This window comes from Paraburkholderia sp. SEWSISQ10-3 4 (assembly GCF_030464785.1).
GTDB lineage: Bacteria > Pseudomonadota > Gammaproteobacteria > Burkholderiales > Burkholderiaceae > Paraburkholderia > Paraburkholderia aspalathi.
The window spans coordinates 1-14778 of sequence record NZ_JALPRI010000033.1 but is presented as its reverse complement, the minus strand read 5'-3'; the positions used below and the strand labels follow the sequence as shown (position 1 = coordinate 14778).

Genomic DNA, 14778 nt, shown 5'->3' with positions numbered 1-14778 from the left:
ATTTCAATGTGCAGCGGGCGTATTGCCCGCTGCGTTGGGTTGTGGACTCGTTACGGCGTCCACCACGCGTTCCATTTGCATGAAACGCGAGCCTTTCACGAGAAGCGTTGCAGCGGCGCCAAAACCCGCCTGCTGCAATTGCGCGACCAGCGTGCCGACATCGGCGACGTGATGCGCGTCCGCGCCATACGCAGTGCAAGCGTCGCGCGAGGCGTCGCCCATGGCGTACAGCACGTCGATACCGCGTTCTTTGGCGTAGGCGCCGATTTCACGGTGAAACGCCGGGCCGTTGTCGCCGACTTCGCCCATGTCGCCCATCACCAGCACACGCGGTGATGCGCGCGATGCGAGGACGTCGATCGCCGCGCGCATTGAATCGGGGTTGGCGTTGTAGGTGTCGTCGATCACCGTTGCGCCGGCGAGTGTGCCGAGCGCGGCGCGCTTCGCCTGCAAACGGCCCTTGACGGCGCCGAACGATTCGAGGCCGCGCTTGATTGCGTCGAGCGACACGCCTGCGGCGAGCGCAGCCGATGTCGCGGCCAACGCGTTGTGCGCGTTGTGATCGCCGAGCACTTGCAGCGTGACGTCGACGTGGCCTTCCGGTGTGTCAATGCTCAGAACGTTGCCGGTGAACGTGCCGGTTACGGCGGCTTCGGTCACGCGCTCGGCGGTGTTCAAGGCGAAGTCGATGATGCGGTTGCCGGTTGCGGCGACGCGCCAGATGCTTGCGTAGGCATCATCGGCCGGGAACACGGCGACGCCTTCCGGCGTGAGCGCGTGAATCACGCTGGCGTGTTCGAGCGCAACGGCTTCGACCGTCGCCATGAACTCCTGATGCTCGCGCTGTGCGTTATTCACCACCGAGACCGTCGGCTCGGCGATCTTCGCAAGCAGCGAGGTCTCGCCCGGATGGTTCATGCCGAGTTCGACCACCGCCAGTTGATGCGCGGCGTGCAGACGGAACAGCGTGAGCGGCAAGCCGATATCGTTGTTGAAGTTGCCAGCAGTTGCGAGGCGTGCGTCCGCGCCGACAGCAGCAGCGAAGATCGACGCGATCATTTCCTTGACCGTCGTCTTGCCGTTGCTGCCCGTCACGGCGACGAGCGGCATGCTGAACGTGCGCCGCCAGCCGCGCGCAAGTGCACCGAGCGCGACACGCGTATCGGCTACCCGCAAAGCGGGCACGTGCCAGTCTTGCGGCGTGCGCGTCACCAGCGCCGCCGTGACGTTGCGCGACGCGATTTCCGGCAGGAAATCGTGCGCGTCGAAACGCTCACCCTTGATGGCGACGAACAAATCGCCTGGACCGGCACTGCGGCTGTCGGTCGAAACGCGTTCGAACGTGACGCTGTCATCACCGAGCACGGTGGCGCCGGGAATCAGCGCGGCGGCTTCACGCAGCGAGAACATGCTCATTCGCCACCTCCGCGTACGTGCGTCGCCCGTGCGGCAAGCGCAAGGCGAGCGTGGTCCTGATCGGAGAAAGCGCGCTTCTTACCCATGATTTCCTGTGTTGCTTCATGCCCCTTGCCGGCCAGCACGATGACGTCTTCGCGCGCGGCGCCGCGGATCGCTTGCAGGATCGCGCTCGCGCGGTCCTCGATACGGCGCGCCTTCGACGCGTCTTTCATACCCACGGCGATCTGCTCGATGATCGACTGCGGATCTTCGCTGCGCGGGTTGTCGCTGGTTACGACCACGCCGTCGGCGAGCTTCTCGGCGATCGCGCCCATCAGCGGACGCTTGGTCGCGTCGCGGTCGCCGCCGCAGCCGAACATGCAGATCAGTTCGCCACCACGTGCGGCCGCCATCGGGCGCAGTGCTTCCAGGGTCTTTTCCAGCGCGTCCGGCGTGTGCGCGTAATCGATCACGACGAGCGGCTCGTCGTTCTGCAAGCGGCCGCCGAGACGTTGCATGCGGCCATTTACCGGTTCGAGCTTCGCCAGTTCGGCAAGCGCTGCGTCGAACGGCACGTCGGCTGCAAGCAATGCACCGAGTACGCCGAACAGATTGCTGACGTTGAAAGCGCCGAGCGTTTGCACTTCGACGTCGGCGTTGCCCCAGTCGGATGTGGTCAGATGAAATGCGGTGCCGGTGGCGGTTGCACGCACATTCGAGGCGAGCAGCAACGCGTCGGCTTGCGGCGCGTCTTTCAGCGTTTCGTCGAGACCGTAGGCGATCGTACGAGCATGGCCCTTCGTGCTCGCGAGCAGACGGCGACCTGCGGCATCGTCGCGGTTGATCACTGCGGCGCGCAGTTCCGGCCATGCGAACAGACGCGCCTTGGCGGTCTCGTAGGCTTCGAACGTGCCGTGATAGTCGAGGTGGTCCTGCGTGAGATTCGTGAACACGGCGATGTCGAACGCCGTGCCGTTCACACGGCCTTGATGCAGCGCGTGCGACGACACTTCCATCGCCACCGCTTGCGCGCCGGCGTCGCGCAACTGAGCGAGACTGCGTTGCAGTTGCGGCGCGTCGGGCGTCGTGAAACCGGTGTGCACGAGTTGACCCGGCAGACCGGTGCCGAGCGTGCCGATGATCGCGCAACGCTTGCCGAGCGCGGTCAAGGCCGCCGAGATCCATTGGCTGCAGGAGGTCTTGCCGTTCGTGCCGGTGATGCCGACCGTCAGCATGCCGTCGCTCGGATCGTTATACCAGGCGCTCGCAATCGAACCGGCGAGTTCGTTCAGCGCCGGCACGGCCAGCGTGGTGGACGAGTCGATCGCACCGCTAAAGCCTTCGGGCTGGACCAGCACGGCTGCCGCGCCACGCTCGATCGCGCCGTCGATAAACGGGCGGTTGTCCGCGCCGTCGACCGCATAGGCGAAAAATGCGTCGCCCGCCGCAAGCGAACGCGTGTCGGCGTGCAGATGCGCGCCTGGCTGCACGCGAGCGTGCAGCCAGTTGAGTGCGTCGGCAATTTGCCGGTGCGCTGGGTGCTTCTTACGCAGCGCGCTCATCGCACAACTCCGGGATGGCTTTTCGCGTTGGCGGCAATCGTCATTCTCTTCGCGCCGGCGCTGGTGGAAAGTTTCTTGACCGTTGCGGGCGAGGGCGGTGCGCTTGGCGCAGCAGGCGCCGAATCGTCCGACACGACCATCTGTTTGACCGGCATATCCGGCGGCACATTCAGCGAACGCAGCGTGTCGCCGACAATCGACGAGAACACCGGACCGGACACCTGACCGCCGAAGTGGCTGCCCGCCGTCGGTTCGTCGACCGACACGGCAACGACGATGCGCGGATTCGGCATCGGCGCCATGCCGACGAACGATGCGCGGTACTTGGAGTGGTCGTAGCCGTGCGCGCCGTGCTTGTACGCGGTACCGCTCTTGCCGCCGACGCGATAGCCCGGCACGGCCGCATCCGGCGACGTGCCACCCGGCGCCGTGACGGTTTCGAGCATCGCGCGCACTTCGCGAGCGGTGGTAGGCGCGAAAATTTGCGGGCCTGTGGCCGGCTGATCGCCAGGCGTGCGGAAAATCGACACTGGCATGATCTCGCCGTCATGCGCGATCGCGGTGTACGCACGGCCCAACTGGAACAGCGACACCGACAAGCCGTAGCCGTACGACATGGTCGCCTGTTCGATGCGGCGCCAGCTCTTCCACGGACGCAGACGGCCCGCCGCCGCGCCCGGGAAGCCGACCTTCGGCGCCTGGCCGAGACCGATGCTGGTGTACATGTTCCACATCTCTTCGGGCTTGAGCTGCATGGCGATCTTCGTCGCGCCAATGTTGCTCGACTTCTGGATCACGCCACCCACTGTCAGCACGCCGAACGCGCTGTCGTCGGTAATCGGCGCACCGTCGAGCACAAAGCGGCCCGGCCCCGTATCTACCAGTGTAGTCGGCGTCACACGGTGCAGGTCGAGCGCGAGCGACACCGTGAACGGCTTCATGATCGAGCCCGGTTCGAAGGTGTCCGTGAGAATGCGGTTGCGCAGCTGGTCGCCCGTGAGGTGCGAACGGTCGTTCGGGTTATACGTCGGGTAGTTAACCAGTGCGAGCACTTCGCCGGTCCGCACGTCGATCACCATCGCCGCGCCGGCCTTCGCCTTGAATTTCTCGACGGCCGCTTTCAGGTTCGTATACGCGATGTACTGAATCTTGCTGTCGATCGAGAGATCGACGTCCTGGCCGTTGTGCGGCACGACCTGCTCGTCCACGTCCTCGATGATGTGGCCCATGCGGTCTTTAATGACGCGGCGGCTGCCCGACATGCCAGCCAGCAACTTCTGGTCGCCGAGTTCGACGCCTTCCTGGCCTTCGTCTTCCACATTGGTGAAGCCGATCAGGTGAGCCGTGATCTCGCCTTCCGGATAGAAGCGCTTGTATTCGTCGCGCGCGTAAATGCCGGGAATGTCCAGCGTGGTGACTTTCTCGGCGACGTCGACCGGCACCTGCCGCTTCACATAGACGAAGTTCTTGTCCTCGGACAGCTTGGCGCGCAACTCCTTGTTCGTCATGCCGAGCAGCTTGCCGAGCTGGTTCAGCTTGTCGGCGCCGAGGTCGTCCGGCACCGAGTCGGGAATTGCCCAGATCGCGCGCACCGGCAGACTCGTGGCGAGCACGAGGCCGTTGCGGTCGAGAATCTTGCCGCGCGTGGCCGGCAGTTCGAGCCGGCGCTGATAGCGGATTTCGCCCTGCTTCTGATAGAAGGCGTTGCCCGGCCCCTGAATCCAGAAGGCGCGCGCGGTCAGCGCGACAAACGCCATGAACAGCATGAACACGACGAGTTTCGAGCGCCACATGGGCAGGCGCACCGACAGGATCGGGTTCGCCGAAAAGGCGACGCTTTTGCGTGTCGACGATTTTTTCATCGCACGCCTCCGCGACGGGTCGCAAGCGGCGCCGACGCCGGACCGGAAGTCGGGATCGGTGCGTCCTCCGCCTTGGCGGCGCCCGGGTCGAGCGTCAGGTATTGGGTACGCCCGGTCGTGACCGATTGCATCCTCAGGGAATCAGTGGCGATCTGCTCGATGCGCGACGTCTTCGACAACGCGCTCTGCTGATATTGAAGCTGTGAATAATCCTGCTGCAACTGGCGCTCCTGCGATTGCGCGCGTTGCAACTGGATAAAGATCTGACGCTGCTGATTGGTGGCGTTAACGACAGACAAAGCGCAGCCCATCACGATCATCAGCAGGAAGATATTGAGGCGGCTCATGGCGCGATTCGCTCCGCCACACGCATCACGGCAGAACGGGCGCGCGGGTTCGCGGCGACTTCAGCGTCGCTGGCGAACATGCGGCCAATGATTTTGAGCGGAGGGCTCGGCAGATCGACTGCACGAATCGGCAGACGGCGATCCACCGCAGGCGAACTGGCGTGCGCCTGCATGAATCGCTTGACGATCCGGTCCTCGAGCGAATGAAAGCTGATGACCACCAGCCGCCCCCCTTGCTCCAACAGCGACAACGCTGCTTCTAAAACGACTTGCAGCTCCGCAAGCTCTTGATTGATGTGAATCCGTATAGCTTGAAAGGTGCGGGTTGCCGGATCCTTGCCCTTCTCACGGGTTTTGACGACGTTAGCCACGATTTGGGCAAGCTCGCCCGTGCTGACGAGAGGCCCAAGACGGTCGGACTCTGCCCGGCGAGCAACAAGCGCCTTTGCAATCTGAAAAGCAAACCGTTCTTCCCCATAATCTCGTATCACCTCCGTCAGTTCCTGCACCGTGGCCCGCGCCAGCCAGTCAGCCGCTGACTCGCCGCGCGTCGGGTCCATCCGCATGTCGAGCGGGCCGTCGGCGCGGAAACTGAAACCCCGCTCCGGATCGTCGACTTGCGGCGACGACACGCCCAGATCCAGCAAAACACCCGACACCCGCCCTACCCCGCGCTCCGCAATCGCGTCACGCAGTGAAGCAAAACTCTCGTGCACGATGCCAAAGCGCGGATCCGCAATCTGCTGAGCCGTGGCGATGGCGAGCGGATCTTTGTCGAACGCGATCAGGCGCCCGGCTTCACCCAGCTTCTCCAGCACCAGGCGGCTATGACCACCGCGCCCAAACGTACCGTCCACATAAATGCCGTCCGCGCGTGTGACCAGCGCTTCGACCGCCTCTTCCAGCAGCACCGTGCGATGCTGCAATTCGTTTCCCATCGCAGGTGCCATATATGTAGTCCGCGATCAGAACGTGAAATTCTTTAACGCTTCGGGCATGCCCTCGGCGATCGCTGCCTGTTCCTTTGCTGCGTAAATTTGTGCGTCCCACAACTCAAAGTGACGACCCATGCCGAGCAGGTTCACTTCCTTTTCCAGCGAGCCGGCCGCGCGCAATTCCGGAGACACGAGCACGCGACCCGCACCGTCCATATCGACGTCCATGGCGTTGCCGAGAAAAATGCGTTTCCACCAGGCTGCGTTCATAGGCAGCTTGTCGACCTTGTCGCGGAAGATCTCCCACTCCGGGCGCGGAAAGAGCAACAGGCAGCCGTCCGGGTGCTTGGTGATCGTCACCCGGCCCTCTGCCTGTGTTTGCAGCGCATCCCGATAGCGAGAGGGAATCGACATCCGCCCTTTCGCATCGAGCGTCAGCGCCGACGCCCCTTGGAACACTTCGCTCTCCCATACCGGCGCTTTTTCGCCAGCTATCCGATTCGTGAAAATCTACCCGAAACCACCCGTGAGATCACACAAAAATACACTTTCTCACACTGTCTCCCACTTTAGAGTAACGCTAAACAGGGGTCAAGGGAGATACACGCTTTTCGAGCGAATTTTGTTTGTTAGAACAAGGACTTAGCGCGACTCCTTCACGTCAGACATAAAACGGAAAACCGTTATAAATGAATGAGCTAGTGAATCTTGTGAAGGTGATACGTGAAAAGTGCGAGGGAAAGGCGCGGAATGTAAGAGATCGTGAAGCGCGATCGGGAGGTGTTTGCTGGCGTTCCGGGTATTTCGTGTGGACGACGCGCGAGGCGTCGTCCCACTTTCAGGCGGTGCGTGAGCAGAAGTCTCGAACTTATAGGTAATAGGCAGTGCGGGTCATGACTTTCGATACTGCGCGCATCAGTGCGCGTGCGGGGAATGGCAACTCGACGCCGCCTGCATCCATAGCGGATTTACCGTGCTCCGCTTCATCTACGCGCATCTGTTCGACGATCGCGCGCGACTCGCGGTCGGCTGCGGGCAACTGATCCAGATGGCTATCCAGATGCTGTTCAACCTGGCGCTCGGTTTCGGCCATGAAGCCTAGACTCACGCGATCACCCATGCGGCCCGCTGCGAGGCCGATTGCCAGCGCGCCTGTATACCAGAGCGGGTTCAACAGACTTGGGCGCGAATCGAGCGCCTCGAGGCGTTTGGCGGTCCACGCCAGATGATCCTCTTCTTCTATGGCAGCGTGATTAAACACAGCTCGCAAAGACGGCGACCTGGTCGCGAGTTTCTGAGCTTGGTAAAGCGCCTGGGCGCACACCTCACCGACGTGGTTCACCCGCATCAAACCAGCCGCGTGGGCGCGCTCCTCCGGGGACAGCTCAGCGGGCTCCGCCGCCGATTCTTGCGGAACCGGCAATGGACGACTCATCCGCGACACGCCGGTCATTGAGCGTAAACCCCGATCAAACTCGCTAATCAACTCGTCCAGAAACATTCAGCACTCCCTGATTCGACAACCGTCCCGCCGCGCTGACCGGCCCACGCGACAAGACTTTGCTGGGTAAACCCGGCTTCGCGAAGACCTTGAATTCAAACGAATCCGACGGCCAATTTGAGATTTTAGACCATGTTGCGTAAACGAAACAGGACCGGCCCTGGCCGTCTCCTTTTTCTTTGTGCCATGTATGCCTTTTGTTACATTACGTGCAACTTCTCGCGAAGTTGGACAAGCAAGGCCTCAACGCTAGACAAATATTCGCCTTGTACAAAAGATTCGTAATCCTTGGAGATCATTCGATGAAAAAGTCGCTTCTCGCTCTCGCAGCACTGGGCGCATTCGCAGGCGTCGCACATGCTCAGAGCAGCGTGACCCTGTACGGCATTATTGATGAAGGCTTCAACATCAACACCAACTCGGGTGGCAAGCACCTGTACAACCTGTCCAGCGGCGTCATGCAAGGCTCGCGTTTCGGCCTGCGCGGCACGGAAGATCTGGGCGGCGGTCTGAAGGCAATCTTCGTGTTGGAAAACGGCTTTGACGTGAACAACGGCAAGCTGGGTCAAGGCGGCCTGATGTTCGGTCGTCAAGCTTACGTCGGCCTGTCGAGCCAGTTCGGTACGGTCACGCTGGGTCGTCAATACGACTCCGTCGTCGACTACGTTGGTCCGCTGGAAGCCGGTGACCAGTGGGGCGGCTACATCGCTGCTCACCCGGGTGACATCGACAACTTCAACAACGCGTACCGCACCAACAACACGGTCAAGTACACGAGCGCAAACTACGGCGGTCTGACGTTCGGCGGCACGTACAGCTTCGGCGGTGTTGCTGGCAACGTTACGTCGAACCAGATCTGGTCGTTGGGCGCTGGCTACAACAACGGTCCGTTGGTCTTGGGCGTTGGCTATTTGAACGCGCGTACCCCGGCAGCTTCGGGCGGCCTGTTCAACAACGGCGGCACGACTACGGCAGCGAACGCAGCTGTGACGTCGCCGGTCTACGCAGGCTTCGCTTCGGCTAACACCTACCAGGTGATCGGTGCAGGCGGCGCATACACGTTCGGCGCAGCAACGATCGGTGCTACGTACTCGAACATCCGCTTCGGCAACCTGGGCGCGTCGTTCACGTCGCCGTTCAAGGGCCAATCGGCTACGTTCAACAACGCGGAACTCAACTTCAAGTATCAGTTGACCCCGGCGTTGCTGGTCGGCGCAGCGTATGACTACACGCGCGGCGCGGAAATCAACGGCGCATCGCGCGCTCAGTACCACCAAGGTTCGGTTGGCGTGGACTACTTCCTGTCCAAGCGTACCGACGTGTACGTGATTGGTGTGTACCAACACGCTCTGGGCGAAACGCTGAACGCAGCGGGCGCTACGGTCAACGCAACGGCTGGCATCAACGGCCTGTCGGGTTCGTCGAACCAGAACCAACTCGCAGCTCGCGTTGGTATCCGCCACAAGTTCTAATAAGTCGTAATAAAGCAGTTTGCCTCAAAGGCGCCTTCGGGCGCCTTTTTTTATGGTTGCGCGCCGCATCGCGCGGCCCGCTGTTTTGCGTGAATACGACGGCTCAAAGAGAAAGGCCCGGCAGACTTTCGTCTGCCGGGCCTTTCTCTCTTTCTTTCACTCAGTGCGTTACTTCGTGTCGGCTTCGGCCAGGCTGCCGATGAGCCTGATGCGCGTGACGCGCTTACGCCCGGCCGTCGCGCAATTCGCGACGCAGAATTTTGCCGACATTGCTCTTGGGCAGTTCGGTCCGGAATTCGACGATCTTCGGCCGCTTGTAGCCGGTCAATTGCTGTTTGCAATACGCGAAGATGTCCGCATCGGTAAGCGCCTGGTCCTTCTTCACGACAAACAGCTTCACCGCTTCGCCTGAATGCTGATCCGGCACGCCAACCGCCGCGACTTCGAACACACCCGGCAGCTTGGCAACCACGTCTTCGATCTCGTTCGGATAGACGTTGAAACCCGAGACCAGAATCATGTCCTTCTTCCGATCGACGATCTTGACGAAGCCATTTTCGTTCATCAAGCCGACATCTCCCGATTTAAAGAAGCCATCCGACGTCATGACCTTGGCGGTTTCGTCCGGGCGGTTCCAGTAACCCGCCATCACCTGCGGCCCGCGGATGCAGATTTCTCCCGGCTGGCCGAGCGGCACCTCGTTGCCTTCGTCGTCGCGAATCGAGATTTCCGTCGACGGCAGCGGCAAACCGATCGTGCCGCTATATTCCGTGACGGTGACCGGATTGCAGGTGACGCACGGCGAGGTCTCCGACAGACCGTAGCCTTCGATGATCGGCGTATGCGTGTGCTCGAACCAGCGCTTGGCGACCGCTTCCTGTACCGCCATACCGCCGCCATTTGCTGCGATCAGCTTCGAAAAATCGAGTTTGTGGAAGTCCGGGCTGTTCAACATCGCGTTGTACAGCGTATTGACGGCGGGAATCGTCGTGATCGGATAGCCTTCCAGCGCCTTGATCATGCCGGGGATATCGCGCGGATTCGGAATCAGCACGCCAAGGCCGCCGGTACGGATCGTTAGCAGCCCGCAGACCGTCAGCGCAAAGACGTGATAAAGCGGCAACGCAACAACCGTGACGAACTGATCGATGTCCTTGCGGTTAGCGCGAACCGGATCGAGCCAGATTTCCGACTGCAGCACGTTGGCGATCAGGTTCCGATGCAGGAGCGTCGCGCCCTTGGCCACGCCGGTCGTGCCGCCCGTGTACTGGAGAAACGCGACGTCGTCCGGACCTTGCTGGACCGGCTTGAAACTCTGACGGCCACCCTCGGCGATCGCGGTATTAAATTTGACGTGGCCCGGGAGACTCCACGCCGGCACCATCTTCTTCACTCGCCGCACGACAAAGTTCACCAGCGTACCCTTCACGCCCATCAGATCGCCCATTGCTGCGACGACGATGTGCTTGACCGACGTATTGCCCACGATCGCCTGCAGCGTGACAGCGAAGTTCTCGAGCAGGATGATCGCTTCCGCGCCGCTGTCCTTGAGCTGATGCTCGAGTTCCCGCGGGGTGTAGAGCGGGTTCACATTCACCACCACGTAACCCGCGCGCAAGATCGCCGCAATCGCGACAGGATATTGCAGCACGTTCGGCATCATGATCGCGATGCGCGCGCCACGGGCAAGACCCCTCGACTGAAACCACGCGGCCAGCTTGCGCGAGAGTTCGTCGAGCTCGCCGTAGCTGATCTCCTTGCCCATGCAGACGAACGCCGGTTTGGCGCGGTGGTCGCGGAAGGCTTCTTCGAGCAGTTCGGCGACGGACGAATAGCGAGTCGGATCAATCTCTGCGGGAACGCCGGGTGGATAAGATTTCAGCCAGATTTTGTCCATGCAGCGTCTCCTCCTTTATTTTCGAATGGTCGTGCTAAAAACGCATCGTAGCATGGGCATCCCTGTGCTATTCGTGAAAAGCGGCCAGGTTAGACTGCAACCTCGAACCCGCTGCGAGCCGTTGCCGCGAGATTTTTGAACGTGTTTTCAGGCGCGTTCGACTTCGACGAGGCAGTCGTAAAACGTAGCCGATCCGCCCAGATCGGTGAGCGCCTGGCTGGTGACCTGATTGGCGTTACAGCCGTCGGGCGCGAGCTTCTTCCACCATATCGACAGCCCGACCACGAGCCCTTTACGTGTCTTGTCGGTGACACGGGCACGCGCCTGCATCGCGCCGCGATCGTTGAATATGCGCACCAGGTCACCGTCAGCGATGTTTCGCTGCTGTGCGTCGGACGGGTGGATGTCCAGGTGCGGCTCGCCCTCTGTGGAACGCAGGCTTTCGATATTCACGAAAGTGCTGTTCAGGAAGTTACGAGCAGGCGGCGAGATCATCGCAAGCGGGTAACGAGCGGCGAGCTCGGGCGCGCCGTCTTCGGATTCGTAAGGCGGCAGGTAGTCGGGCAACGGATCGAGCCCTTGCTGCGCGAGGCGCTCGCTGAAGAACTCGCATTTACCGGACGGCGTGCGAAAGCCGCCCTCGGCGAATGGTGCGTCAGGCAGGTTCAACGCGGCCCAGCCGGTTTTCTTTAGCGAGTCCCAATTCACGCCTTCCAGCGTTTTGTCGTTCCAGCGGAAAGCCGACTGCGCGATAGCGTCGTCGCTCTCGTAAAGTGCCGGCTCCTGCAGGCCCATGTGGCGCGCGAGGCCGCGAAAAATCTCCGTGTTCGGGCGTGCATCGCAGACCGGCGCGATCGCCGGCAAGTTGACCATCACATGTGTGTGTCCGTACGACTTGTGCACGTCGAGGTGCTCCAACTGGGTCGTGGCAGGCAGAAGTAGATCGGCGTAGTCCGCGGTGTCGGTCTGAAAGTGCTCGAGGACGATCGTGAACAGGTCTTCGCGTGCAAAACCTGCGGCAACCCGTTCCGAGTCCGGCGCGACCGCGACCGGATTCGAGTTATAGACGATGATCGCTTCGACTTTCGGGCCGAACGTGGCATCACCCGGATGCAGCAGCGCATCGCCGATTGCGTTCATATTGATGACGCGCGAAGTCCTGGCGGCCCAGCCCGCCATCAGGTCCGGGCGCTGCAACGCGTGCGAATCCACCGGCGCCCATCCGCCCGAAGACAGCAACACACCACCCGCCCGCTCGCGCCATGCGCCTGTCAGCGAAGGCAAGCAGGCGATTGCGCGCACCGCGTTACCGCCGCCACGCACCCGTTGCAGGCCATAGTTCATCCGGATCGCGGCCTTTTTCGTGCTACCGTAAAGGCGTGCAAGATCGACGATCACCTGCTCGTCGACACCGCAGATTTGAGCTGCACGTGACGGCGGATAACTGAGTGCGCGATCCTTCAGTTCTGCAAAGCCCAAGGTATGAGCCGCGATGTAGGCGTGATCGAGCAGATTTTCCGCGATCAACACGTTGATCATGCCGAGCGCCAAAGCGCCGTCAGTTCCCGGCTTCAGTGCAATGTGCTGGTGGCATTTTTCCGCCGTCAGCGACCGGTACGGATCGATCGCGATCAGCCTTGCACCGCGACGCTTGGCTTCCTGGGCGCGTGTCCAGAAGTGCAGGTTCGAAGCGATGGGGTTCGAGCCCCAGATCAGGATAACCTCGCTTTCGCCGAAAAACTCGGTGAGCATGCCAATGCCCGCGCCGTAGGTGTATTTCAACCCCGCCGCACCGGCGGCTGCACAAATCGTGCGGTCTAACTGCGATGCGCCGAGTTTGTGAAAGAACCGTTGCGCAATGCTGTCGCCTTGAACCAGGCCCATCGTACCGGCATAGCTGTAGGGCATGATGGCTTCGGGCGCACGGCGCGCGATTTCCGACAGGCGTGCTGCGGCGAACTCAAGCGCCTCGTCCCAACTAATCGGCTCAAAACGGCCTTCGCCTTTGCGGCCGACGCGCTTCATCGGAGTCGTCAACCGATCCGGATGGTGCACCCGCTCGGCATAGCGGCTGACCTTGGTACACAGCGCGCCTTGCGTCGGCGGGTGATCGGGGTCGCCGACGACCTTGATCGCCCGTCCGCCTTCGACGGTTACGCGCATCGCGCAGGTATCAGGGCAATCGTGCGGACACACTGCGCGAGCGAATTCAGTCGGGGCATTCATCGGCGGTCCGTCCAGGAGAGCAGTAAGCGGCAGGGCAATCCCGAATTTTATTACTTCCGCGGCCCGTTGACCTGCGTGGTGCCGCCAAAAACGCCTTCGGCGTAGAATCGGTTATCAACGTGCCCGGGCAATATGGCCCCGAGCGATTCCACGCAAAGCAAAGCACAAGCGCACCATCATGAAACTGATCCCAGAAATCCAGGCCGCTCACGGCGAAATTCAAACCCTTCGACGAACGATTCATGCTCACCCCGAGTTGCGTTATGAAGAAACAGCAACAGCGGATCTGGTTGCCAGGACACTTGAGTCCTGGGGCATCGAGACTCATCGCGGATTGGGCAAAACAGGCGTAGTCGGCGTACTGAAGCGCGGCAACGGATCGCGCTCGATCGGACTGCGCGCCGACATGGATGCATTGCCGATTCAGGAGCTAAATAGCTTCGATCATCGTTCGCAGAACGACGGCAAAATGCACGCTTGCGGCCATGACGGACATACCGCGATGCTGCTCGGCGCGGCGCGGCATCTGGTCAAACATGGCGAGTTCGACGGCACGATCGTGTTCATCTTTCAACCGGCAGAAGAAGGCGGCGCCGGCGCGCAGGCAATGATCGACGATGGGCTGTTCACGAAGTTTCCGGTCGATGCGGTCTTCGGCATTCACAACTGGCCGGGCATGCCGTCAGGCCACTTCGGTGTGACCGAAGGGCCGATCATGGCGTCCAGCAACGAATTTCGCATTGAAATCAAAGGCGTGGGGTCACACGCGGCGCTGCCGCACAACGGCCGCGACCCGGTGTTCACCGCGGTTCAGATTGCGAGCGGGCTGCAGAGCATCATCACGCGAAACAAGAAACCGCTCGATACCGCCGTGTTGTCGATCACCCAGATTCACGCCGGCGACGCGCTCAATGTCGTCCCGGACGATGCGTGGATCGCAGGGACGGTGCGGACGTTTACCACCGAAACGCTCGATCTGATCGAAACACGCATGCGCAAGATCGCCCAGAGCACGGCCGAGGCTTACGATTGCTCGGTCGACATTCACTTCCATCGAAACTACCCGCCGACGATCAACAGCAGCGAAGAGACCCGCTTCGCGGCGTCGGTCATGAAGGAAGTTGTCGGTGCGGAAAATGTTGATGACTCAGTCGAACCGACGATGGGCGCTGAGGATTTTTCGTTCATGCTGCTGGCGAAGCCGGGCTGCTACGCATTTCTCGGTAACGGCGACGGTGGTCATCGGGAATCAGGACATGGTGCCGGGCCTTGCATGCTGCACAACGCGAGCTATGACTTCAACGACGAGCTATTGCCAATCGGCTCGACGTATTGGGTTCGGCTGGCGCAGCGATTTCTGGCACAGGAGAAATAAGGCGGCTGAATGGATCTGGGAGAGGGCTTGTGATTCAGCCGTCGACTGTAGCTGCGCGTATGTCGACGCGCGGCGCTACTGACGTCGGACGCGCTTGTATGGAGTTGACGGGGTACGCGAACGCGCTGCGGATCGGGAAGGAGTGAGCGGCGTTGCTGACGGAATTTTCAGGGCCGTAAACGCAGAAACCCCACCTTTGCGGG

At 61.4% G+C, this 14778-nt stretch carries 11 protein-coding genes; 2 read left to right on the top strand and 9 right to left on the bottom strand.

Going from position 1 to position 14778, the window contains the following annotated elements; translation table 11 throughout:
• Window positions 1–3: 3 nt before the first annotated feature.
• The 7 genes from murF to coq7 all read right to left on the bottom strand — a co-directional run bounded on the left by murF (window position 4) and on the right by coq7 (window position 7605).
• Complete coding sequence (murF, locus tag M0D68_RS34470; RefSeq protein ID WP_266226720.1) at window positions 4–1416, bottom strand: UDP-N-acetylmuramoyl-tripeptide--D-alanyl-D-alanine ligase; 1413 nt, start codon at window positions 1414–1416, stop codon at window positions 4–6.
• Window positions 1413–2960, bottom strand: coding sequence for a UDP-N-acetylmuramoyl-L-alanyl-D-glutamate--2,6-diaminopimelate ligase (locus tag M0D68_RS34465; RefSeq protein ID WP_200620019.1), 1548 nt, complete (start codon window positions 2958–2960; stop codon window positions 1413–1415). The genes murF and M0D68_RS34465 overlap by 4 nt, the downstream gene beginning before the upstream one ends.
• A complete protein-coding gene (locus M0D68_RS34460; RefSeq protein WP_200620018.1) occupies window positions 2957–4822 on the bottom strand; it encodes a penicillin-binding protein 2 in 1866 nt (621 codons plus the stop codon). The genes M0D68_RS34465 and M0D68_RS34460 overlap by 4 nt, the downstream gene beginning before the upstream one ends.
• Window positions 4819–5169, bottom strand: coding sequence for a cell division protein FtsL (gene ftsL / locus M0D68_RS34455; protein ID WP_200620017.1), 351 nt, complete (start codon window positions 5167–5169; stop codon window positions 4819–4821). Before ftsL ends, M0D68_RS34460 begins: the two co-directional genes overlap by 4 nt.
• The gene (gene rsmH, locus M0D68_RS34450) at window positions 5166–6119 is read right to left on the bottom strand and encodes a 16S rRNA (cytosine(1402)-N(4))-methyltransferase RsmH (protein WP_200620016.1); all 954 of its coding nucleotides are present in this window, start codon (window positions 6117–6119) and stop codon (window positions 5166–5168) included. Before rsmH ends, ftsL begins: the two co-directional genes overlap by 4 nt.
• A 15-nt stretch (window positions 6120–6134) precedes the next feature.
• Window positions 6135–6563 carry a division/cell wall cluster transcriptional repressor MraZ gene (mraZ, locus tag M0D68_RS34445; protein WP_025647927.1) on the bottom strand — a complete coding sequence of 143 codons (429 nt, stop codon included), beginning with the start codon at window positions 6561–6563 and terminating at the stop codon, window positions 6135–6137.
• 409 nt (window positions 6564–6972) lie between these two features.
• Complete coding sequence (gene coq7 / locus M0D68_RS34440; RefSeq protein WP_093645274.1) at window positions 6973–7605, bottom strand: 2-polyprenyl-3-methyl-6-methoxy-1,4-benzoquinone monooxygenase; 633 nt, start codon at window positions 7603–7605, stop codon at window positions 6973–6975.
• A gap of 302 nt (window positions 7606–7907) precedes the next feature.
• Here coq7 and M0D68_RS34435 point away from each other — a divergent pair, with 302 nt between their 5' ends.
• Complete coding sequence (locus M0D68_RS34435) at window positions 7908–9077, top strand: porin (RefSeq protein ID WP_093645276.1); 1170 nt, start codon at window positions 7908–7910, stop codon at window positions 9075–9077.
• Between the two features lie 223 nt (window positions 9078–9300).
• Here M0D68_RS34435 and M0D68_RS34430 read toward each other — a convergent pair whose 3' ends face one another.
• Both M0D68_RS34430 and M0D68_RS34425 read right to left on the bottom strand, forming a co-directional pair.
• Entirely contained in the window at window positions 9301–10974 is a 1674-nt protein-coding gene (locus tag M0D68_RS34430; RefSeq protein ID WP_093645278.1) for a long-chain fatty acid--CoA ligase, read from the bottom strand.
• A 147-nt stretch (window positions 10975–11121) separates the two neighbouring features.
• Complete coding sequence (locus M0D68_RS34425) at window positions 11122–13200, bottom strand: molybdopterin-dependent oxidoreductase (RefSeq protein ID WP_200622849.1); 2079 nt, start codon at window positions 13198–13200, stop codon at window positions 11122–11124.
• A 178-nt stretch (window positions 13201–13378) separates the two neighbouring features.
• On the opposite strand from M0D68_RS34425, the gene M0D68_RS34420 reads away from it, so the two are divergent.
• A complete protein-coding gene (locus M0D68_RS34420) occupies window positions 13379–14575 on the top strand; it encodes a M20 aminoacylase family protein (RefSeq protein ID WP_200622850.1) in 1197 nt (398 codons plus the stop codon).
• Window positions 14576–14778 lie beyond the last annotated feature (203 nt).